The sequence below is a fragment of the Pseudomonas sp. GW821-FHT09C08 genome (assembly GCF_059418125.1).
Window position 1 is genome coordinate 119,880 of sequence record NZ_JBWKPG010000002.1, and the last position, 22,813, is coordinate 142,692.

Annotated in this window: 19 protein-coding genes; 15 read left to right on the forward strand and 4 right to left on the reverse strand. The window is 61.4% G+C overall.

Annotated features, from left to right (window positions below; genetic code table 11):
- Positions 1-84: 84 nt before the first annotated feature.
- Positions 85-2,421 (forward strand): putative bifunctional diguanylate cyclase/phosphodiesterase, encoded by a 2,337-nt coding sequence (locus AC07OJ_RS07175; protein WP_495094299.1) that lies wholly within the window; start codon positions 85-87, stop codon positions 2,419-2,421.
- A gap of 64 nt (positions 2,422-2,485) precedes the next feature.
- On the opposite strand, the gene AC07OJ_RS07180 is transcribed toward AC07OJ_RS07175, so the two are convergent.
- Together AC07OJ_RS07180 and AC07OJ_RS07185 are read right to left on the reverse strand one after the other, a co-directional pair.
- The gene (locus AC07OJ_RS07180) at positions 2,486-4,903 is read right to left on the reverse strand and encodes a glucose/quinate/shikimate family membrane-bound PQQ-dependent dehydrogenase (protein ID WP_065906886.1); all 2,418 of its coding nucleotides are present in this window, start codon (positions 4,901-4,903) and stop codon (positions 2,486-2,488) included.
- A gap of 400 nt (positions 4,904-5,303) precedes the next feature.
- On the reverse strand, positions 5,304-7,322 hold the full coding sequence (locus AC07OJ_RS07185; protein WP_201143598.1) for a TonB-dependent receptor: 2,019 nt from the start codon (positions 7,320-7,322) through the stop codon (positions 5,304-5,306).
- A gap of 212 nt (positions 7,323-7,534) precedes the next feature.
- Here AC07OJ_RS07185 and AC07OJ_RS07190 point away from each other — a divergent pair, with 212 nt between their 5' ends.
- The 11 genes from AC07OJ_RS07190 to AC07OJ_RS07240 all read left to right on the forward strand — a co-directional run bounded on the left by AC07OJ_RS07190 (position 7,535) and on the right by AC07OJ_RS07240 (position 16,581).
- Entirely contained in the window at positions 7,535-7,768 is a 234-nt protein-coding gene (locus AC07OJ_RS07190; RefSeq protein WP_012722427.1) for a VF530 family protein, read from the forward strand.
- Between the two features lie 4 nt (positions 7,769-7,772).
- Positions 7,773-8,396, forward strand: coding sequence for a Pr6Pr family membrane protein (locus tag AC07OJ_RS07195; RefSeq protein ID WP_495094300.1), 624 nt, complete (start codon positions 7,773-7,775; stop codon positions 8,394-8,396).
- Between the two features lie 438 nt (positions 8,397-8,834).
- Positions 8,835-9,344, forward strand: coding sequence for a fimbrial protein (locus AC07OJ_RS07200; protein ID WP_065906879.1), 510 nt, complete (start codon positions 8,835-8,837; stop codon positions 9,342-9,344).
- A 49-nt stretch (positions 9,345-9,393) separates the two neighbouring features.
- A complete protein-coding gene (locus tag AC07OJ_RS07205) occupies positions 9,394-9,954 on the forward strand; it encodes a fimbrial protein (protein WP_065906878.1) in 561 nt (186 codons plus the stop codon).
- A gap of 19 nt (positions 9,955-9,973) precedes the next feature.
- Complete coding sequence (locus AC07OJ_RS07210; RefSeq protein ID WP_495094301.1) at positions 9,974-12,577, forward strand: outer membrane usher protein; 2,604 nt, start codon at positions 9,974-9,976, stop codon at positions 12,575-12,577.
- Positions 12,574-13,335 (forward strand): fimbria/pilus periplasmic chaperone, encoded by a 762-nt coding sequence (locus AC07OJ_RS07215; protein ID WP_120447711.1) that lies wholly within the window; start codon positions 12,574-12,576, stop codon positions 13,333-13,335. The genes AC07OJ_RS07210 and AC07OJ_RS07215 overlap by 4 nt, the downstream gene beginning before the upstream one ends.
- A 21-nt stretch (positions 13,336-13,356) precedes the next feature.
- Entirely contained in the window at positions 13,357-13,938 is a 582-nt protein-coding gene (locus AC07OJ_RS07220; protein ID WP_495094302.1) for a fimbrial protein, read from the forward strand.
- A 10-nt stretch (positions 13,939-13,948) separates the two neighbouring features.
- Positions 13,949-14,443: a fimbrial protein gene (locus AC07OJ_RS07225; RefSeq protein WP_106805717.1), complete on the forward strand. Its 495-nt coding sequence runs from the start codon at positions 13,949-13,951 to the stop codon at positions 14,441-14,443.
- Positions 14,444-14,456: 13 nt separating this feature from the next.
- Positions 14,457-14,936 carry a fimbrial protein gene (locus AC07OJ_RS07230; RefSeq protein ID WP_495094303.1) on the forward strand — a complete coding sequence of 160 codons (480 nt, stop codon included), beginning with the start codon at positions 14,457-14,459 and terminating at the stop codon, positions 14,934-14,936.
- 11 nt (positions 14,937-14,947) lie between these two features.
- Positions 14,948-15,496, forward strand: coding sequence for a fimbrial protein (locus AC07OJ_RS07235; protein ID WP_201143602.1), 549 nt, complete (start codon positions 14,948-14,950; stop codon positions 15,494-15,496).
- 128 nt (positions 15,497-15,624) lie between these two features.
- Positions 15,625-16,581 carry a fimbrial protein gene (locus AC07OJ_RS07240; RefSeq protein WP_120447713.1) on the forward strand — a complete coding sequence of 319 codons (957 nt, stop codon included), beginning with the start codon at positions 15,625-15,627 and terminating at the stop codon, positions 16,579-16,581.
- 19 nt (positions 16,582-16,600) lie between these two features.
- Here the strand turns inward: AC07OJ_RS07240 and AC07OJ_RS07245 are convergent, their stop codons facing one another.
- Both AC07OJ_RS07245 and AC07OJ_RS07250 read right to left on the reverse strand, forming a co-directional pair.
- Positions 16,601-17,368 carry a siderophore-interacting protein gene (locus AC07OJ_RS07245; RefSeq protein WP_495094304.1) on the reverse strand — a complete coding sequence of 256 codons (768 nt, stop codon included), beginning with the start codon at positions 17,366-17,368 and terminating at the stop codon, positions 16,601-16,603.
- Complete coding sequence (locus AC07OJ_RS07250; RefSeq protein WP_106805046.1) at positions 17,365-17,913, reverse strand: PadR family transcriptional regulator; 549 nt, start codon at positions 17,911-17,913, stop codon at positions 17,365-17,367. Before AC07OJ_RS07250 ends, AC07OJ_RS07245 begins: the two co-directional genes overlap by 4 nt.
- Positions 17,914-18,434: 521 nt before the next feature.
- Between AC07OJ_RS07250 and AC07OJ_RS07255 the strand changes: the two genes are divergently transcribed.
- From AC07OJ_RS07255 to AC07OJ_RS07265, 3 genes are all read left to right on the forward strand, one after another.
- On the forward strand, positions 18,435-18,926 hold the full coding sequence (locus AC07OJ_RS07255) for a CS1 type fimbrial major subunit (protein ID WP_065906859.1): 492 nt from the start codon (positions 18,435-18,437) through the stop codon (positions 18,924-18,926).
- Between the two features lie 107 nt (positions 18,927-19,033).
- Complete coding sequence (locus AC07OJ_RS07260) at positions 19,034-21,559, forward strand: CS1-pili formation C-terminal domain-containing protein (RefSeq protein ID WP_495094305.1); 2,526 nt, start codon at positions 19,034-19,036, stop codon at positions 21,557-21,559.
- A 26-nt stretch (positions 21,560-21,585) separates the two neighbouring features.
- Positions 21,586-22,806 carry a hypothetical protein gene (locus AC07OJ_RS07265; protein ID WP_495094306.1) on the forward strand — a complete coding sequence of 407 codons (1,221 nt, stop codon included), beginning with the start codon at positions 21,586-21,588 and terminating at the stop codon, positions 22,804-22,806.
- Positions 22,807-22,813 lie beyond the last annotated feature (7 nt).

Here is a 22,813-nt window from a genome sequence, read left to right on the forward strand (position 1 = left end):
GACGCCAGTCAGCAGTTGCCAGGAAAGCATATGACAAAGGGACCGAGTGGCAGAGAACGGCGAAGGCAGCCAGCGGGCACTGCAATGAGCTGGCGCCACACCTTTCAAACCCGCATTGCGGGGGTGTTGGCGCTGTTGCTGCTGGTGGTCGTCGCAGCCACTTATTTCGCGGTCAAGACCGCGACGTCCCGCGCCGTGGAAAACCAGGCGCAAGTCCAACTCAAGACCGGCAGCCAGGTGTTCGAACGCCTGCTGGACCTGCGCGGCCGTCGCCTGCAATACGGCCTTGACTGGCTGACCGTCGACGGCCCGTTCAAACAAGCCGTGGCCGAGGGCCAGACCGTGCCGATCCTCGCCGCCCTGCGGCGTCATGGCACCGGTATTCGTTCCAGCGAAGTGTTTGTGCTGGGCCTGGATGGCAAGGTCATGGTCAGCACCTTGCCCGTCCTGTCGCGCGGCCAGGTGTTCCCCTATAACAACGCCCTGCGCCTCGCGCGGCGCAGCGGCCTGCAGATGTTGATCGTGGCCATGGACGGCCGGCCATACCTGCTGGTGCAGGAGGAAGTGCTCGACCCGTTGCCCATCGCACGGGTGGTGATGGGTTTTCCCATGGACAAGCTGTTCGCCAATGAGCTGCGGTCCATGAGCAACCTGGAGGTGTCGTTCCTCAGCGTGCAGGAGGGCAAGCCGGGTCCGCTGTTCAGCACCCAGCCCGATGCGTACCAGGCCTCCACTTTCAGCTTGCTGCGCGAAGCGCCTATCGACCCCGAGCCGCAGATCCACCTGTTCTACGGCCAGCGCGTGCTCAGCCAGGTACTGCCGCTGGCCAATACCGGTGACGGCAATGAAGTGCGGGTCCTGCTGCAAAGCCCGCTGGACCATGCGCTGGAATCCTTCGCGCCGCTGGACCGGCAGTTCCTCGGGATTGCCCTGGCGGTGCTGCTGGTGTCGTTGGCCGGCGCGCTGTTCCTCGCGCGTCGCGTGTCGCGCCCGCTGAATGCGCTGGTCGAGGCGGCGGGGCGGATCGGTGCCGGCGATTACCGCACGCCGGTGCGGGTGCGCGGTCATGACGAGTTCGGCCTCCTGGCGCGCGCCTTCAACGCCATGCAAAGCGGGATCGCCGTGCGCGAACGGCAACTGGCGCATAACGCCCTGCATGATCCGCTCACCGGCCTGCCCAATCGGGCCTTGGCCATGGAGCGCCTGGGCAGCGCGATCAGCGCGCGGCGGCCGGTGGTGTTGTTGTACCTGGGCATCGAGAACTACCGGGTGATCAACGAAGGCTTCGGTCCCGAGGGCGTCGAGGAGATGCTCCGCGAAGCCAGCCGCTGCCTGTCCATGAGCCTGTTGGCCAGCGACACGGCGGCACGCATCACCGGCAGCGAGTTCCTGTTGTTGCTGGAGAACACCGAGATCGACCGCGCCGTGGCCCGCGCCGACCGCCTCTACGCGTTGCTCACCGAACCCCAGCGCATCGGCAATGACGAACTGCGCCACGAAGTCAGCATCGGTATCGCTGCCTACCCTGCCGACGGCCAGCAGGTCGAAGAGCTGATCAGCCGCGCCGCCATCGCTCGCCATGATGCGGCGGCGCTGCCGGGCTACCTGCAGATCTACCAGCAGGACCGCGATCTTGCCCACCAGCGCCAGATCACCTTGATCCGCGACCTGCGCCGGGCGGCCGTCGAAGGCGAGTTGTACCTGTGCTACCAGCCCAAACTCGACCTCAAGCACGGCTATGTACGCCAGGCCGAAGCCCTGCTGCGCTGGCAGCATCCGAGCCTGGGGCTGGTCTCGCCCGCCGAATTCATCCCCCTGGCCGAGCGCACCGGCAGCATGGGCGGCCTCACGCAATGGGTGATCGAAGAAGCCATCCGCCAGGTCGGCGAGTGGGCGCAGCGTGGGCTGCATATTCAATTATCGGTGAATATCTCGGTGGATGATCTGGCCGATGATGGCCTGGCGATCCGCGTCACCACCTTGCTGATGCACTACGGCGTGTCGGCCCAGCAGCTGCTTTTCGAGATCACCGAAAGCGCGATCATGCATAACCCGCAGCAGGCTCTGAGCGTGCTGGAGCAATTGCGTGGTTGCGGTATCAGCCTCTCGGTGGATGACTTCGGCACCGGCTATTCTTCCCTCGCCCAGCTGCAACGGCTGCCGGTGCAGGAGTTGAAGATCGACCAGTCCTTCGTGCGCAACCTCGACAGCACCAGCGGCGACGGCGTGATCGTCCGTTCCACCATCGAGATGAGCCACAACCTGGGGCTCAAGGTGGTGGCCGAAGGGGTCGAGTTCGAGCCCAGTCTCAAGCTGCTCAAACTGTGGAATTGCGACACGGCCCAGGGCTACCTGATCAGCCGTCCCCTCAACGCCATGGCCTTCGAGATGTGGATGCGCCGCGAGCGCACTCCGGTTTAATCAGGCGCAATAAAAAGGCGGCTACCCCTGGGGGTAGCCGCCTTTTTTGTACCGCCGGTGGTGCTTAATCCGGCAGTTTGAACGCCATCACGTAGTCACCCTGCTTGGTGCCCAGCGAGCCGTGACCGCCAGCCATGACCAGCACGTATTGCTTGCCGTCCTTGCCGGTGTAGGTCATCGGTGTGGTCTGCGCGCCTGCAGGCAGGCGGCCTTCCCACAGCTGCTTGCCGTTTTTCACGTCATAGGCACGCAGGTACTGGTCGAGGGTACCGCTGAGGAACGCTACGCCACCGGCGGTGGTGAAGGTGCCGCCCAGGCTTGGTACGCCCATGGTCAGGGGGATTGGAACCGGCGAGCTGTCACGCACGGTACCGTTTTTGTGCATCCAGATGGTTTGGTGGTTGGTCAGGTCGACCGCCGCCACATAACCCCACGCCGGAGCCTGGCACGGCAGGCCCAGAGGCGACAGCAGTGCTTCGAGGATCACGCCGTACGGCGCGCCTTTGTTCGGCTGCACGCCTTCGGTTTCACTCACGCGCGGACCTTGCTTGGCGATATCGGCCGCCGGGATCAGCTTGGATTTGAACGCCATGTAGCTCGGGTTGACGAAGGCGATCTGGCGTACCGGGTCGACGGAAATGCCACCCCAGTCGAACACGCCGAAGTTGCCTGGGTAAACGATCGAGCCTTGCAGCGAAGGCGGCGTGAACGGGCCGTCGTAGCGCATGGATTTGAAATCGATGCGGCACAGCAGCTGGTCGAACGGCGTCACGCCCCACATGTCACGCTCCTTGAGGGGCGGTGGCATGAAGTTCAGCTCGGACTTCGGCTGGGTCGGCGAGGTGTGGTCGCCAGCAACAGCGCCTTGCGGCACGGCGACTTCGTGGATCGGCACCACCGGCTGGCCGGTAGCACGGTCGAGCACGTAGATGCTGCCTTGCTTGGTCGACGCCATCACTGCCTGCTTCACGCCGGCTTCGGTCTTGATGTCGATCAGCGAAGGCTGGCCGCCCACGTCCATGTCCCACAGGTCGTGGTGGGTGAACTGGAAGGTCCACTTCACGTGGCCGCTGTCGATGTCCAGGGCGGTCAGGCCGGCGCTGTATTTTTCCGAATCTTCGGTACGGTCGCCGCCGTATTGGTCGGGCATCTGGTTGCCCATCGGCAGGTAGAGCATGCCGAGTTTTTCATCCACACTGAACATGGACCACATGTTCGGCGAGTTGCGGGTGTAGGTCTTGCCTTCGGCCAACGGGGTAGTGTCGTCCGGGTTGCCGCTGTCCCAGTTCCACACCAGCTTGCCGGTGTGCACGTCGAACGCGCGGATCACGCCGCTAGGCTCGTCGGTGGAGACGTTGTCGGTCACGTGACCGCCGATCACCACGAGGTTCTTGGTCACGGCCGGTGGCGAGGTGGAGTAGTAACCGCCGGGGGCGAAGCTGCCGATATTGGCACGCAGGTCGACCTGGCCTTTGTCGCCGAAGTCTTCGCACATCTTGCCGGTGTCGGCGTTCAGGGCGATCAGACGGGTGTCGGCGGTCGGTACGAAGATGCGTTTCGGGCAGGCATTCGGCGCGGCGGCCGGGCTGGCGCTGCCGGTAGGGCTCTGCTCGGAGGCATAGACGGCGTCATCGTGATACGACACGCCACGGCAGGTCATGTGCGCCCAGCCCTTGAAGTTCTCGGCACCTTCGGTGCTGATCTTCGGGTCGAAACGCCAGATTTCCTTGCCGGTGTCCGGGTCCAGCGCGATCACCTGGCTGTGCGGCGTGCACACGTAGAGCATGCCGTTGACTTTCAGCGGGGTGTTTTCCGCGGTGGTTTCACCCGGATCGCCAGCACCAGGAATGTCGCCGGTGCGGAAGGTCCACGCCGGGACCAGCTTGTGCGCGTTCTCCGGGGTGATCTGCGCCAGCGGCGAGTAGCGATCACCATGGGCCGAACGGCCGTAGGAGTTCCAGTCGCCATCGGCCTGGGCCGGCGCAGAACTGGCCATGCCAGGTACCGCGTCGCGGTCCAGTTGGCCGGTCTTGACCATCTCACCCGGGTTGGTGAATTGGCTGGCGAGGGCGGCAGCACCGGCCAGCACCACGGCCACGCTCAGCGCGCCAGTGCCCAGCGGGGCAGGCTGGCCACGCAGCAACGGACGGCGAAACCACGGGAGCAGCAGGACGATGCCCAGGGCAAACAGCAGTGCCAGGCGCGGCACCAACTGCCACCAGTCCAGGCCGACTTCCCACAAGGCCCATACGGTACTGGCGAACAACACCAGTGCGTACAAGCCCAGCGCGGCGCGGCGGGTAGCCAGCAGCAACACGCCGGTCAGGGCGATGCCGATACCGGCCAGCAGGTAGTACAGCGACCCGCCGAGCATGCTCAGCTTGACGCCGCCGGCCAGCAAGGCCAGCCCCATGATCAGCAGCAAGATCCCCAGCAGCCTGGGCAGCAGGCGGCTTGGGCTTGAAGCACCATCAGTGCTCATAGTGTGTTTCTCCGTTACGTTGGAATTATGTAACCCCGTGCTTCACTGTAGATGACGATTCGGCGCGGGCTTGGTTCAGCGTTAATTCGGTTTTTCTGGGGACAGGCGGTTATCCACAGGCGGGCGATAGACCTTCAGGCGCAGGTCGGTGCAAGACAGCGCTGTCTTCGAGGAGAGGGCAATTCGGCAAAATGGGATCGACCGCGGGAGTGAAACGTTTCAGTTTGTTGCGGCAAGGATAAAGTGCTGGTGCACCAAGAGAAAGCACAAATCGCAAGATGCATCATTTCCGATTTGGTAACAGTGACAGAACGTCGCTGCAAAAAGTGTAGGCGCCGGCTTGCCGGCGATGGGCCCGTGAGGCTGCCATCGCCGGCGAGTCGGCGCCTACAGGCGTGGGTTAGAAGGTGGTGCGGATACCCAATTGCACACTTCTGCCCGGTGCCGGCGCGATGTCACGCAGGATCGAGCTGGCGTAGCGCACGGTCTGGTTGGTGAGGTTTTCGCCGTTCACAAACGCCAGCCATTGGCTGCCGCCGACGTTGAAGCGATAGCCTGCGCTCGCGCCCAGCGTGGTGTAGCCGTCGGTGCCGCTCTCGTTATTCGGTACCCGGCCCTGGCCGGCGGCGTGTTCCACATCGATACGTGCCTGCCAGCGGTCGAGTTCCCACAGCAGGCCGCTGTTCAAGCGCAGCGGCGCAATGCGCGGCAAGGCTTCGCCGGTGTCGAGGTTGGTGGCGCGGGTGTAGTCGCCCGACAGCTCCAGGGCGAACTTGCCGTAGGCGCTTTCTCCGAGTTTCCAGTGGTCCTGGGCTTCAAAGCCGGCAAATCGCGCACGTACGCCGGAATATTCGTACTCAGGGATACCGCCGGCGTCTTCTTCGCCTTCATCGTTCAGCGTACGACCGGTGCCCAGCAAGCCGATGTAATTGGAGAAGTGGCTGTAGAACACGCCGAAGCTGCCCTTGTGGGTGCCGTTGTCGAAACGCAGGGCCAGGTCGCTGGACACGGCTTTTTCTTTCTTCAGGTTGGCGTTGCCCAGCTCATAGGTACCGGTGGCGACATGCGCACCGTTGGCGTACAGCTCGTAGAACGTCGGCGCGCGCTCGGTGTAGCCGAGGGTCGCGGCCACCGACCAGATCGGCGTGAGGGTGTACACCGCACCCGACGACAGGCTGCCGGCGGTGAAGTCATTGCTTTTGTCGGCGCCGGCAAAGCGCTCGTTGCCCTTGGCGTCCGGGTCGACGCTGGTGTGTTCCAGGCGCCCGCCGAGGCTGAGTTTCAAGCGCTCGGTGGCCTGCATTTCTTCGAGGATAAACAGCGCGCCGGCCGTGGTGTCGGTCTGCGGCACGAACGCTTCTTCACCGAGGGCGGAGAACTCGTTGCGGGTGACCTGTGCGCCGACCACCCCGTCGAGCGGGCCAAGTGGCTGGTGACGGGCTTCAACCCGTGCCTCATAACCCTTGTTCTTGAAGATCGTGCCGGTCTCGCCGCCTTCGATTTCGCGGTGCTCGTAGTCGGTGTAGCCCGCGTCGACTTTCACCGAGGTGAACGGGCCTTGCAGGTTGCGGACTTCGGAGGCGAATGCGTAGTGATCCTGCTTCATGCGGATGCGCACGTCCTGCTCGGCGGGGGAGCCGTAGTTGGCGTCGTAGCTGCTGTAGGACAGCCCGGCGTAACCGTCATCCCAGGTGTAGGAACCGCCCACCGCGCCGCCGTCCTGGCGTCCGTCGCTGTTGCCCAGGCGGCCGTTCTTGCCGGGGGCGTCATCGGTTTCCGGGGCGTGGCGACTGCGTGCCTGGCCGGGGATTTTCAGGTCGTTGAATTCCCGCGCATTCGCATCCAGGTGCAAGGCGAAGGTGCCGTTGCCGGCTTCCAGCTTGCCGGCGCTGCTACGCGTGGTGTCGGCGCCGCCGTAGCGCAATTCACCGGCACCGTGGATGCCTTCGATGGCTTCGGTGGGAATGCGGTTGTCGAAGGTGTTGACCACGCCGCCGATGGCGCTGCCGCCGTACAGCAGCGCTGCCGGACCGCGCACAATTTCGATGCGGTCGACGTTGACCGGGTCCAGTGGCACCGCGTGGTCGTAGGACAGCGACGAGGCATCCAGCGCGCCCACGCCGTTGCGCAGGATGCGGATGCGGTCACCGTCCTGGCCACGGATGATCGGCCGGCTGGCGCCCGGCCCGAAGTACGAAGACGACACGCCGGGCTGCTTGTTCAGGGTTTCGCCGAGGCTGCCTTTTTGCTGCAGGGTCAGGTCATCGCCTTCCAGCACGGTGGTCGGCGAGGCGAGTTGCTCGCTGCCCAGCGGGTTGCCGGTGATGACTTGGGGTTGCAGTTCCAGGGCGTGGGCTTCGGAGCAGATCAACAGGGCGGCGGCAAGCGGGGTCAAGCGCCACAGGGAGGAGAGGGACATCGGACATTCCTTGGCAAAACGGCAAAAAAGAGAAGGCTGCAGACGGTATCGAACGGCTTACTTTTGATAAGTATCGTTACAATATAACATCTCTTTTTTCGCTGAAAAGGGGAACTTTCTCCCAAGGGCTATATTCAATGCAGTGCTTCCACCGGTACGCCCCGTCGGCTAAGGTGCGCGGCTGTATTTCCTCTTATTGCAAAAGGCCCGGCATGACCGCGACAAGCAACGACCCACTCCACGGCGTGACCCTGCAGCACGTCCTCACCACCCTGGTGGAACATTACGAATGGGAAGGCCTGGCCGAGCGCATTGATATCCGCTGCTTCAAGAGCGACCCGAGCATCAAGTCGAGCCTGACCTTCCTGCGCAAGACGCCGTGGGCGCGGGAAAAAGTCGAAGGCTTGTACGTCAAGCTGATGCGCACCAAACGCCCGCTGGACTGACCTCATGAAGCGGTATGTGGCGGCAGCGGCGTTGGCCGGATGGGTCGGGTTGGCGATTCAGCAATACCTGATCTTTTATTCGCGCTGGGACGCCGGCGCCAGCCTGCTGGGCGGGCTGATCAACTTTTTCAGTTTCTTCACCGTGCTGACCAACACCCTGGCGGCGGTGGTGTTGAGCTATGCGTGGGTCAAGCGCGACTCGCCGGCGAAGCGGTGGTTTCTCGCGCCCGCGGTCAGCAGTGGCATCGCAGTGAGCATCGTGGTGGTGGGCCTCGCCTACAGCCTGTTGCTGCGGCATTTGTGGCAGCCCGAGGGCTTTCAATTTATCGCCGATGAGCTGCTGCACGACGTCATGCCGGTGTTGTTCGTCGTGTACTGGTGGCGGTATGTGCCCAAGGGCCATCTGCGCCTGAAACACATCGGCCTGTGGGTGATCTACCCGCTGGTGTACTTCGGCTATGCGCTGCTGCGCGGGGATTTGCTCGGGCAGTATCAGTACCCGTTCATCGATGTCGGCACCCTCGGTTATCCACAAGTGTTCGTGAATGCCGGGGGGATTCTGGCGGGCTTTGTGCTGGTTGCACTGGCCGTGGTGGGGCTGGATAAGCGCATCAAGCCCCGCTCCTGATTGATTCTTTCCTTACCTACCCGGCGAGCACCGTCTCGTCGAGCGGTTGCGTGCCTCTTCTCGAACGCTTCAACTCATTAGTTAATCTTTCTACATGAAAGCGTTGACTTTCCAGGTGATGTAGTTCGGTTCTTACAGTTATAGTTGCCGACAACTCAGTATTCATAAACTTCATGTCATCCACGTCTTACAGATGAATATAAAGTTTTGGCAAATTGCCATAATTTTCTTATAAGTCTTGGCGTCGTCAGGCTACGTCATTAAATGAACGGGCCGACTTTCCTTTTAAAGTTTGCACTGGATAATCACTCGGGCTCATCAAGCGAGTTGAGTTGCAATACAAGTAATTGGAAAAAGGTAGGGCGTTCTGCGCGCTCAGGCGTCGGAATGACTTAATGACGTTTATTACTATGTGAGCCTCTAGACATGAAAGCCAAAATGAACACTGTGCTGTTATCCATCGGGTTGTTGGTAGGGTCTGTGTCTGTTGCCCAGGCGGCGGATGGAACGGTCACCTTTTTGGGTTCGGTGCATTCCGGCGCCTGCTCCATCAAGCCTGACTCCGTCGATCAAACCATTCCCCTTGGCGCGATTGCCAAGCATCAGTTGCAGGCGGGTGGGAAGTCCGAGCCACGGCGCCTGCTGATTGAACTCGAAGGTTGCGACCTGGCCGGCCTCACCGATAACACGGTGACCACGACCTTCACCGGGGCGCCATCCGGCGTGGTGCCGGGTGCGCTGGGCACCGTCGGTAGCGCGGGCAACGTCGGCATCATGATGACCCATGGCAGTCAACCCGTTCGATTGGGCGTGCCTACCACGCCGCAGATCATTGCCACCGGTGATAACACGCTGGAGTTCGGTGCCTATGTGCAAGGCGCTGCTACGGGCGACGTGTTGCCGGGTGATTTCAGCGCGGTGACCAATTTCACCTTGGCTTATCAGTAAGCTTTTCCCCCGCCACCCAGCGTGGCGGGGGAGGCGGGTGGAGGCACTGGTGAAAACATTCGTAAGTCTCGCTATCACCTCTTCTTTGGCGATGTTCGCCAGCCCTTGGGGGGTTGCCCAGGAGCTTGCGCACGGGGATGGGCTCGTCACGCTGGGAGGAGAGGTCGTTGACTCGGCCTGCGGGTTGGAGTTGGTCAGCGTCGATCAAACCATCGATATGGACCCTGAGCCTATCGGCCGGTTTTTACGACGCGCCAGGGGCGGCGACCAATCCTTCCAGCTGCGCCTGGTCAATTGCACATTGAGTCGCACCGATCCGTTACGCCCCGGGGTAACGCTGCCCGACTGGCAGCACCTGCGGGTGACATTTGACGGTCCCTCCGACAGGGAGGGTCGCTCTTTTGCTGTATTGGGTGGCTCGCAAGGTGTTGCTCTCAATATCCAAGATTCGGTTGGCCAATTAAGTATTCCCGGTCAGCCGATGACACCGCACCCCTTGGCGGAAGGCGACATGACGCTGCACTTCACGCTTCATTTTGTTGGCAACGGATTGCCCATAGTGGCCGGAGCACACCGCGCCACCGTGCGATTCAAGTTGGAATATTTCTGAACTTTGATGGGTTGCTTGCATGTTGAATACGGCGAAGGTCAAGAATACGCTGCGCTCAAACTTTTTTAGTGGGTTGATATTATTACCGAGCACGGCTATGGCGAGCGGGGATATTGAGTTCAATACAGACGTCCTCGATCTAAGTGATCGGACCAATATTGACTTGTCTCGGTTTGCCCGCAGCGGTTTTATTCTGCCTGGTACTTACTCGATGGTGGTGCAGATCAATAATCAGGCGATGGCCGAGCAATCGGTGGCGTTCTTTCCCCCTGATAATGATCCCAAAGGCAGCCAGGCCTGTCTGTCGCCGGCGCTTGTGGACCTGCTGGGCCTGAAAGTGTCGAGCGCTGCCGAACTCAAGTGGTGGAAAGGCCATGACTGCCTGGATATAGAAAGCTTGCCGGGCATGGAGGTCAGTGGCGATCTGGCCACCTCCACGCTGAACATCAGCGTGCCCCAGGCCTACCTTGAATACAGCGCCATCAATTGGGACCCGCCTTCCCGCTGGGATGAGGGCGTGCCGGGGCTGCTGATCGATTACAACATGACGGCGCAGTCCCGCTACCAGAAGAATGACGGCACCCGTAACAACTTGACGGGTAACGGCACCGTGGGGGCGAATGCCGGCGCCTGGCGCCTGAGGGCGGACTGGCAGGGGCGTGTCGAAAAAGGCCTCGACAGTGGGTACGGCGATCCACAACAACTGGAGTGGAGTCGTTACTACGCGTATCGCGCAGTGCCTGCGCTGAAGGCGCGCCTGACGGTGGGAGAGGACTATCTGTACTCGGACCTGTTTGACAGCTTCCGCTATACCGGTGCCGCACTCGTTTCGGATGCAAGCCAGCTGCCACCCAACTTGCGCGGTTATGCCCCGGAAGTGGTGGGCGTGGCCAAGACAAACGCCCGGGTTGTTATCAGCCAGAAGGGCCGCGTGCTGTATGAAACGCTGGTCGCTGCAGGCCCGTATCGTATCCAGGACCTCAATGACGCCGTCAGCGGCACCCTGGATGTACGGGTGGAAGAGCAGGATGGTTCGGTCCACACCTTCCAGATCGACACGGCAGGCATTCCCTACCTGACGCGTCCTGGCCAGGTTCGTTACAAGCTGGCGTTGGGGCGGCCCTCCGATCTTCAATACGGCGCCAATGGCAATTTTTTCGGTACCGGTGAGTTCTCCTGGGGCGTCAGCAATGGCTGGTCGCTGTTCGGCGGTGCTATCACCGATAACAACTACCGTGCGTTGTCTGTCGGCGCCGGTCGTGACCTGTTGGCGTTCGGCGCCGTATCGCTGGATGTCACCCAGTCCCACGCCAGCGTGTGGAATCAGGCGCTCTCGGGCAAATCCTACCGCCTTCAATACTCCAAGCACTTCGAGCAGTACGACAGCCAGGTGACGTTTGCCGGCTACCGGTTTTCCGAGAAAAACTACTTGAGCATGAGTGAGTACCTGGACGCCAGCCATTACGGGTTGAACGGCGAGCTCGGCGGGATCGAGAACGTAGAGATCATCGAGGGCTGGAAACCGATTGGCGACAGCAAGTCACTGTATACGGTGACGCTCAATAAACAGTTTCGTGACCTTGGGGCGACCGTCTACGCCAGTTACAACAAACAGACGTATTGGGGGCGCCCGGACACTCAGCGCTGGAACCTGTCCATGTCGCGCTACTTTAATCTGGGGACAGTCAGGAACATGAGCCTGTCCCTGAATATGTACCGCAGTCAGGAATACGCCTACAAGGATAGCGGAATGGCGCTGACGGTCAGCCTGCCATTGGGGCGCAGCGGCACACTGTCGCTGGATGGCAGCAGGACCTCGGGCAAAGGGAGCTATGCCACGCGTTACAGTGACCGCCTCGATGAGCGCAATAGCTATCAGCTCAGTGCAAGTGACAACTCTACCAGCGGTTACCTGAGCCATATTGGCGACCAGGCTGACATCGATCTCAGCGCCAGCACACAACAAGGCAATGGCAGGACCCTCAGTGCGTCTGTTCGCGGTGGCGGCACACTCACGCCCTACGGTGCAGCCCTGCACCGAACCAATGCCGTTGGCGGAACCCGTCTGATGATCGATTCCGGCGGGGTACCCGACGTGCCTGTGCGGGGCTACGGCGTGTCGACCCGCACCAACATCTTCGGCAAGGCGGTGATCTCCGATATCAGCAGCTACCAGCGCACGGCCGCCAGTGTCGACCTGGAGAGCTTGCCGAGCAACGTCGAAGCCACGCAGTCGGTGACGCAACTGACACTCACCGAAGGGGCCATCGGTTATCGATCGCTGGAGGTGATTGCCGGTGAAAAGGCCATGGCCGTGCTGCGCCTGCCGGATGGCAGTTCACCGCCCTTCGGCGCGACGGTGAAGAACCTAAAACAGCAGGACACCGGGATTGTGAACGACGGCGGTGCTGTTTACCTGAGTGGCATCCAGGCCGGCGAGCAGATGATTGTCAGTTGGAGTGGCCTCGAGCAATGCCTGCTCACGCTCCCTGTGGTTTTGCCAGCCGACAGCTTGAGCGATGCCCTGCAACTGCGCTGCCAGAGTGTAGCCACTGATCAATCCTCACCCGAGCCAGCATCGCTGACCGGCAAGCGTACCGATACGGAGAACCCCGCCTCATGATGCTCAATACGCGCTCTAGATTCCTGCTCTTCGCACTCTTGGCTACAGGCCTGAACCCGGCCGCCAACGCTGCGGTTGGCCTGGATCGCACCCGTGTGATCTTTGAGGGTGGCAAGGATGCCACCAGCGTGAACATCACCAATAACAACACCCAGTTGCCGTACCTGGCCCAAGGGTGGATCGAGGATGAGCAGGGCAACAAAATCACCTCGCCCTTGATCGTGCTACCGCCGGTTCAACGCTTGGAGCCCGGTAAACAAAGCCAGGTGAAAGTTCAGGCGTTGCCGGCGGTCAAATCGTTGCCCCAGGATCGCGAGACTGTTTACTACTTCAACCTGCGGGAAATTCCGCCGCGCAGCGACAAATCCAACACCCTGCAAATTGCGCTGCAGACCCGCATCAAATTGTTCTACCGCCCCCAAGCCATCATGCCCAGCCAGCAGGACTTGTCCAACCCCTGGCAGGAAAAGCTCACCCTGACCCGGCAGGGCGACCGATACCAGGTGAATAACCCCACGCCTTACTACGTGTCCCTGGTGGACGCGCGCAGCAGCAAAGACGGCAAAACCGTGGCGGGCTTTGAACCGGTGATGATCCCGCCCAAGGGGACGCTGGCCTTGGGGCCAACGGCCACGGCACTTGGCCAGGCCCCGTATTTGGCCTACGTCAACGATTACGGTGGACGCCCGCTCCTGGCATTCACTTGCAGTGGCGAAACCTGCACCGTGAACGCGCAGGTCTCATCGCCTAATGAGTAGCGCCTGCTGCGGGAGAACGTCATGAAGTCCCACACCGTGAAAGTCTTGGGTTGCGTGTTATGGGTCCTGGCGGCGCGGGTAGGCGCCGAGGATGACGAAGGCATCGATGGCCAACGTGGGCGGTTGAACGTTAACGGGTCCATGCATGAATCGCCTTGCAGCCTGGAGATGACATCGCGCCATCAAACAATTGACCTGGGCGCCGTGTCGGCCAGCCTGCTGCTACGACCTGGCGACCAGGCGCCATCAAGCGCATTTCAGCTGCGCTTCCAGGATTGCCAGCGCACCGCCGGCAGCATCCGCAGCGAGCGTACCGGGAACCTGGCATGGAGTTCCCATCAACCGGTGTTGTCGGTCACGTTTCTCGCGCCTGCCGATGCCGATGATCCACGGCTGGTCAAAGTGCAAGGCATCACCGGGATGGGGCTGCGGTTGACCGATGCCCTGGGTCGGGACGTGCAACTGGGCTCCCGGGGCGAACCGTTGTTTCTGACCGAGGGCGGCAGTCTCCAGACCTGGAATGTTCAACCCACGCGCACCTCCGCACCGTTGACCAGTGGGGCCTTCCGCGCCGTCGTGGATTTCAGGCTCAGTTATGAGTGAGGCCAATGTAATGACCAAGGCAGTCGGCCCGCGGGCCATTCTTATTGGGGCAGGCCTGCTGTGGGTCGCCAGCCAGGGTGTGCAGGCCGACACCAACCTGATTATCCGCGCGGTCATCATCGCACCTCCGCCGTGCATCATTAACGGCGCGAGTACGCTCAATGTGCCCTTTGGCAATGACCTTCTGACGTCACGGGTGGACGGTGTCAACTACCGTCGCAACGTGCCTTATACCGTCACCTGTGATGCCCCTTTCAGCAACGCCATGAGACTTGAACTCAGGGGCACGGGGGCCTCGTTTGATGCTCGCGTACTCTCGACCCGCAACCCGAATCTTGGGGTGAAACTGTTCATCAACGGTGCGGATTGGCCGCTGAATGCGGCCGTGAATTTTACCTATCCCAACTTCCCCGTCGTGCAGGCAGTACCGGTCAAGCGCGCGGGCAGCGTCCTGCTCGGGGGCGCATTTGATGCCGCCGCCACGCTTGTGGTCGATTACCAATGATGAGGAATGCGCAATGACATGCGGGCAGCAGCGAGCCTTGCTCGCCTTGTGTTTGATCGGCCTGAGCAGCAGTGCTTCGGCCAACTTGACGTTCAGCGGGACGCTCAACGAGCCACCGCCCTGCACGATCAATGCGGGGAACACGATCGAAGTCGATTTCGGCGATGTCGGCGTCAAGCGAGTCGATGGCGTGAGATACCGCCGAGCGCTCGGCTACATCATCAGCTGTGGTAGCGCCACGCTCCCGTGGGTGCTGAAGTTGAGTGTCAACGGCACACCCACGACGTTCGACGGCTCGGCTGTGCAAACCAGTGCGACAGGCCTGGGCATTCGGATATTCCAGAATAACCTGCCGTTTCGACCCAATACGCCATTGGACATAACCGTGTCGTCCCCGCCGATGTTGGAAGTCGTGCCGGTCAAACAGCCGGGTGCAACGCTGGCCCCCGCACGGTTCACAGCGGTGGCCACGCTGTTGGCCGAATACCAGTAGGAGTTGAATCCATGGGACATGAGAGTGTTCATCCCAGGTGGCTGTGCGCCGTGCTGGCCTGGGTGCCAGTCTTCAGCCTGATACCCGAGGCGTCTGCGACGGACAACCTGAATTTCAAGGGCAACCTGGTTGAACAGGCTTGCAACATCAGGCCTGGCGACGAGGCAATCACCCTGGAGCTCTGGGACCTGACCAGCAAGCACCTCTACATCAACACGCGCTCTGTGGGTAAAGGCTTCAAGCTGCATCTGGAAGACTGCGACACCACCATCGGCAACACGGTGACCATCACCTTCGGCGGTGTGGAAAACCGGGCGCTGCCCGGGTTGTTCGCGCTGGATAGCGGCAATGGTGCCTCGGGTATCGGGCTCGGTCTGGAGACGCTGAGTAACAAGCCATTGCCCGTGAACAAAGTCAGCGACGAACAGGTTTTGGCCAATGGCAGCAATGTCATTGAGCTCAAGGCCTACGTGCAGGGGGAGCCGGATGCCCTCAGGGAGCAGACCATAGGGCACGGAGCCTACAGGGTGACCTCGACGTTTACGCTGGACTACCCGTAGCGCTGTGAATCGTAACTCATAGGCCGCCACGGCCTCGGACGAACTTCAACTCTCTTCTGGACGGCACCAGACCGCAGGCCGATATTCGCTGCGCGGTGCCAGGGGAGGGAAGCCACGAGATATAACAAATGAAACGACTGCATGTAGCCATCGTGACTCTCGTCTTGCTGGGTGTCGGTACGACCGCGCAGGCGGTTGATTGCCGAGTGAATGGCGGGCCCTGGGTCAACGGGAATCCCAACCTGGTTGTGCCGGTCACGGTCACCCTGAGCGCAGACCGCACGCGGGTTTTTATGGAAGGGGCAAGGCTGGAATGTCGATTTACCCCTGATGGAGGTCCATCTTCGCGCGAGGACTACTGGACCACTGGCAGCGTCGCAGGCGCGCCCTGGTCTCCCGGCCCCAAGTTCAGCACTCAAGGGACGGGATTGCGGATTAACGGCGCGTTCTATAACACCCCTGTCCCGTCGGGTATTCGGATAGCCACTATTCCGAACAATATGGCTGCTTACCCGATCAATATCACCCCCTACATTCTGTTGCGTAACTATCCGGCTACGCCGATCGACGTGCGAATAGGGGACAACCTCGGGCTATTGCGCCTCACCAGTTCGAACAATTACGACGCCACCCGGCCGCAACTCACCGTCACTTATACGGCCGCCAACACCTTCACCATTTCCCCGTCTACCTGCACGATCAACAATAACAACCCGATCGAGATCAACTTCGGCAATGTTCACCAGAGAGCAATCGGTACCGATCCGCTGACCACGACCATCCGCAGCAACCGCCGGCTCACTTATTCATGCCCGGACGGCGGGATCAGCACACCGATCACGATCACTTACAAAGGCACCGCCTCTTCGTTCGACACGCGTCTGCTGCGAATGACCAACCCGGACGTGGGGACGGCCCTTGTTCGTGGCGCAAGTGCGGTTCATGTCAACGGTTCATTCCTGACCCAAATTACCAACAGTGCGGGGGGCGACGATGTGACGTTTTCCCTGGTCCGGCGAGCAGGCTCCCTGCCTGCCGCCGGAGCCATCAGCGGCAGCGGAGTACTCGTAATGGGAGTGCCATGACACACCCCTGGCGTACGGCTTACTCCTCTTCGCTGCCGTCCGCACGCCAGTAGCCCACGGCCTTGAGGAACTCCTCATTGACCTTATGGGTGTCCAGCAGCACCCGGCGTATTTGGCGCGACAGCTTGGTTTCGGTGGCGACAAAGCAGTACAGCGAGCCACTCGGCAGCGTGAGGTTTTTCACGCGGTCGAGCAGGTCGTCCTGACCGCGCACCACCCAGATCACCTCCACATCGGCGGCGCTTTGCAGCGCTTGTTGTTCCGCCGCATCGGCGATCTCGATCACCGCCAGCACCTTGCGCCCCGCCGGCAGTTCTTCCAGGCGGCGGCCGATGGCCGGCAACGCGGTTTCGTCGCCGATCAGCAGGTAGCTGTCGAAGATGTCCGGCACGATCATCGAGCCGCGTGGCCCGCCGATGTACAGGTGCTGGCCGACCTTGGCCTGGTCGGCCCAGGTGGAGGCGGGGCCATCGCCGTGCAATACGAAGTCGATGTCCAGTTCACCGATGTCCAGGTCATAGCGGCGCGGCGTGTAGTCGCGCATCGCTGGCTGCGGGCCTTCGCCCTTGATGCTGAAGGTCGGGCTTTCCAGCGCGGCCTGTTCGGCAGCGTTCTGCGGGAACAGCAACTTGATGTGATCGTCGCTGCCCAGGCTGATAAACCCGGCCAGTTCCGGCCCGCCGAGGGTGATGCGGCGCATGCGCGGAGTGATGTCGACCACGCGCAATACCTGCAGGCGGCGGCGTTTGATCTCGTGGGTCACGCGGTGGATGGCTTGAGTATTCATTGAGCTTTCCCGTCGGCAATGGCTTGGGCGGTGCTGTTGAGCAGCGCCGCGACACGAACGATTTCTTCCGGGCTCCAGCGCCCGTGGTGCGAATGCAAGGCGTGGCGCAGGTTGTGCACCGCCTCGTGAATTTCCGGTGGACGGTCATGGCCGCGCAGCGAGCGTTTGCTCACCTCCATGCGCAGGCGAATGCCGTCAAGGGCCACCGTCTGTTCGCTTAAGAAGAGACGACCGGCGTCGGTGATTGTGTAGCGTTTTTTTCCGCCTTCGGCGTCGCCGGCGATCAACTCGCTTTCTTCCAGGAAGGTCAGCGTGGGGTAGATCACCCCGGGGCTGGGGCTGTAGGCGCCGTCGAACAGGGTTTCAATGCGGCGGATCAGGTCGTAGCCGTGGCACGGCTGTTCGGCGATCAACGCCGGCAGCAGCAATTTCAGGTCGCCCGGCGCAAAGACGCGCGGGCCGCGCCCACCGCGTTCGCGGCCAGGGCGTTTTTCGAAGCCATCGCGGTCGTCACCGTGGTCTCGGTGGTGATGAGGGTCTCTCACTGTCGTGTTCTCCTGTCTGATTTAGATACAACTTAAGATATATCTTACGTAAAGCGCAAAACCGTCTGACGAACGGTAGCGACAGGAAAACGCGGCTGCGCAAGGTGGCCGCCGCCTCCGAACAGGGCTTCGCCTTATCAACGAATCAGCGCGGCTAAATGACCATTTTATGAAGACACCATCAGTTGGTTCAGTGGAGTTATTGCTCTAATGGCGGGGAATAACCAGAGCGGCTCTGGTGTGTAGCTGATGTCCTACAGAGTGCGGATTTATATAAGTAGTACTGTCCATGTTTGCGTGTAATAACTAGATGACAGTTAATATTCATCTTTTTGAATTTTATGGTTTTTTTCTGTATTTGCGTGTCGTGTTTAATTACGGGTCAGCGCGAAAGGGCCGGCATCATCAAGTGGCGTTTCGAGGGACTATTTGCCTGCTTCGCAAGACCGGATTATCGGGTTTCGGCGGGGCGAGAAAACAGTTTTCTCAACTAACATTTGATGTCACCACAGGTACTAAAAATGCTTAAAAAGACCGCTTTCGTCCTGCCTCTCGTTGCTTTGGCGATCGGCTCCTCCAGCGCTTTCGCTGCCGGCGAGGCCAGCAGCGTCATCAACATCAAGGCGACGATTCCTACCAAGCAGTTCCATGTGCTGCCACGTGATCCCAACTTCGGTCGCGACGAAACCATGAACTACAACCCCGTCACCGGTGAACTGAGTTCGCTGCGCGCCACCTACGACCTGAAAAACACTGACGGTTCGATCCACGCCTACATCGAAGGCGGCCCCGCTTCGTTGACCAACGGCACCTCCGCGATCGCACTGACCAACACCTTCAACGGTGTAGTCCTGACCGGCGCGCCACTGGAAGTGGCCGATGACGCAAGCACCACCCCAGGCACCCAGGCTGACCTGGTCGTGGCTGCCGCCAAACCTGCAGATGGCGTATCAGGGCTGTTCACCACCAACTACACCATCGTCTTCGACCACGTGCCACGCGTCACACAGTAAGGCCTGATCAGCACCGGCTTATTGTTGGGTAGCGATACCGGTCGACAGGCAGTCGCTGTCGGTCGACCGGTTTTGCGTTTGAAGTCCGAAATCAGAGTATTCCGTTCATGTTCCCGATGACTTCCATCGCGGCAGCGCTTGCCTTGTTGTTTTGTGCGGGCGCGTTGGCGGCAGGTACCGCCGAAGGCACAATACCGCGTAGTTTGCTTTCCCAGGCCAAGGGATTGCCGGCGGACTTTGAAGAGCACTTTTTTGATGTCCCCCTGGCCGTCAGGGTTGAACTGGACCAGGAGTTTGTCTCCGAGGCAATGATCGTCCTGACCCGTGACGACCGCCTGACCCTGCTCGACTTTACCGACCACGACGGCAGCGTCATCAAGGATGAAGAGCGCGACCACTGGGCCGATTACCTGAAGCAGGGTGTGGCGCTCGGTGCCTGCGCCAGCAACTGCCCCTCGGGGCTCATGGCCGTGCACTACAACCTGGAAAACTCCACGGTGTCCCTGCTCACCGAAAACGCCGAGCGTGATGCCCAGGAGCAGCGTTATTACTTCCTGCCCACCGGCGGCAGCACCGGCCTGATCGTGCGCAACCAATTGAACCTCAGCGGCGGCGAAGGCCAGGACCTCGGCGGGCGCTTCGGCGTCGACGCCAGCAGTAGCCTGGGCCTGTGGAGCCAGACGCTGAACATGCAGTTCTCGCGCCTTGGCGGCCCCGATGACGATGAGCTCAACCACGCGGTGTACGCGCTCTACACCCAGCGTGAGCTGGAAGGCAACTTCCTGCGCCTGGGTTACTTCACGCCCAATGCCGAAGGCCTGACGCGCCAACTGCGCACTTTCGGGGCCAGCCCCGACACCGCCGTCGGCGTGATGTACGGCAGTTCCGACAGCCTGGTGATCAGCAACGCCAAGCCTGCGGTGTACCCGATCTACGTCACCGCCAGCCGTCAGGCGTCGGTGGAGATTTATCGCAATGGCCTGCTGATCAACACGCAGCCGGTCGGCAGCGGCTTGCACAGCCTCGACACGCGGCCCCTGCCCGGCGGCATCTATGAAGTGGAAGTGCGCCTGGTGGAAGACGGCCAGATCACCAGCACCACCCAGGAGCTGGTGTACAAACCCAACAACTGGCGCAACCACGACGAGCGCTGGCGCTACAACCTGTTCGCCGGCCAGGAAAGCAAGCTGCTGAGCAACTTCGACGAGCAGAGCAGCGGCAGCCCGACTGCCGGCGTCTCCCTCAACTACCTGGCGCATCCGCGTGTGGTGCTGGGGGTGTCCGGGCGCCAGGTCAAGGACAACATGCAGTACGGCACCTCGTTCGACTGGACCCTTGCCGACCAGGCCAGCCTGTATGCCAACGTCTACTGGACGGAAAAATACGGCACCGGCCTCGACTTCAATGGCCTGTACAACTACGGCCTGGGCAGCGTGGTGTTCAACCACACGCGCAGCTGGCTCGACACCCGCAACACCTACGAAACCCTGCCCGACGGCACGCGCATTCGTCAGCGCGACGTGTTCATCGGGCAGACCAGCAATTCGTCGATTTCGGTCAACCACCGCCTGAGCAACCTGCGCTCCATCAATGCCCGGCTGTTCTACAGCGAGGGCAACAACGAAGGTGTCGGCCTGGACCTGGGTTGGACCGAACGTACCCACCTGTTCGGCAACGACGCCAACTGGCGCGTGTCGGTGTTTGATCGGCCTGCCAGCTTCGCCACGGGCGAGCAGCGCAATCGCGGGGTCGACCTGAGCATCAGCCTGGCCCTCGGCGCGCCGGGCGAGCAATGGTCCGCCAGCATCGGCACACGGACTTCCCGCGACGGCACCCGGGACAACAACGCTTCGCTGACGTACCGCAAGGACCTGCAGGACCACCTGCTGCAAAGCGTGTCCGCCACGACAACCACCGACACCTACGGCATCGGTTTGTCCGGCATGGCCAGTTTTGAAAACGAGTATGTCAACGGTGACGGCTACCTGCAGCGCTCCTCGTTCAACGACGACTTGAGTGGCGGCCTGAATCTGGACAGCACGTTCGCCGTCGGCCAGCAAAAGATGGTGATGACCAGCCAGTACCACGGCAACGGCTCCGGGCTGATCGTGGACGTGGAGACCGACGTCGACGACATCGCCCTGCGTGCCGACGACCTGAGTGGCGGCAGCACGGCCTTGCGTCCCGGTCGCAACTTCATCCCGATCACTGCCTACAAGGGCAGCTCGGTGAGTTTCGACTTCGACGGCAACCATGCGCCGTCGGCCTCGATCCAGCCGCCGCGCACGCGCTACCACCTGAACAAGGGCGGGGTGGAGTACCGCAAGATCAGCGTGATGCAAACCGTCACCGTGCTCGGCCGCCTGGTCGACCCCCAGGGCAAACCGCTCAAGGGCCTGCACGTCATCAATCACGCCACCCGTGGGGTGAGCGAGGTCGACGGGTTCTTCTCGCTGGAAATGAACGCCAGTTCACCGACCCTGGAAGTGCGCCGCAATAACCAGTTGCTCTGCCAGTTCCGGCTCGACCCTTCCAAGGCCCGCAGTGAAAACAACCTGCTGATGATCGGTGATTTGCGCTGCACGCCGGACACGTTGGCCGAGTCCACCGCCACTGAACAGATTGCCGGTTGAGCATGATGACGAGAAAACCCAAGGTTATGAACAGCTTCCTTTTACGCACCACGGGCACGGCGATGCTGCTGTGTTCCTTCGCGGCGTTGGCTGACGAGGACATCACTGCACGCTTCCGGCCGGACCCCAGCAACCCTATGGTGAACAAGTTCGAGAACACCACGCCGATCAGTTCGATCTGCGGTTACCACATTGCAGCGCGCTGCAAGGCGATGGGGATTTTCAGCCTGCGGGATGTGAACCTCAGGATCGCCAGCAATGCGCCGATCATTGCCAATCATGAGCAGGAGCGCCAGGGCTTCATGGTCAAGGTACCGTCCGATTGGCGTGATTTGACCGTAACGCATACCGCCACCCAGGAAACCGAGATCGTTCAAGTGCGGATGGCCGGGATCGGTGGGCTCTGGACTGTGCCCAGTCCAGGTGTTTCGGCGTGGGCACAGCCTGGGATCGCCTGGACAACGATGTGGCGGTCTGCGCCTCCCCCTTGCCAAAGCACCAACCACCTTGCAGCGGGTACCCGGACGGCTTCGTACTTCTGGCTGACGCCTGAAGGTGCTGGCCCTTGCAGCCGGAAACCGTCCCAGGATCTGCTCAGGACGAGCGTCAACACCATGGAGTACGCCTACGAACTGCGCACGCCCAACCCGTTGGGCATGTCCAGTGGGCTGTACACCGGCAGCATCACCTACAGCATGGGCCCGGGCGGCGATTACGATTTCGGTGACGTCATGATGCCCTCGAAAAACGCCCTCACTCTCAACTTCACCTTGAGCGTGGAGCACGACCTGAAGGTCGACGTGCCGCCCGGTGGCAACCGAATCGAGCTGGTGCCCCAGGGTGGCTGGCAAGCCTGGCTCAGCCAGGGCCGCAAACCTGCACGGCTGTTCCGTGACCAGACCTTCCACATCTCCGCTTCATCGCGTTTCAAGATGCAGATGGCCTGCGAGCGCGTCATCGGGGACACCTGCGCCCTGCGCAACACCACTGATGGCCACGAAGTGCCGGTGGATGTCAGCGTCAGCCTACCCCATGGCCTGAACCGTGAAGACGGCGGCGCCGTGATTCGTCAGCCGCTGTTATTGAGCGGCGCCGGTACCGAGCAGTTCCAGCCAGGGTTTTATGTCAGCCGGCGACCCGGCACCTTGCATTTCGAGGTCCAGAAGCCATACGCCGACCAGATGGTCGAGCGCGGCGGCAGCACGTACGCGGGCCAGGTTTCGGTGATTTGGGATTCGGATCTCTAGATGAGGC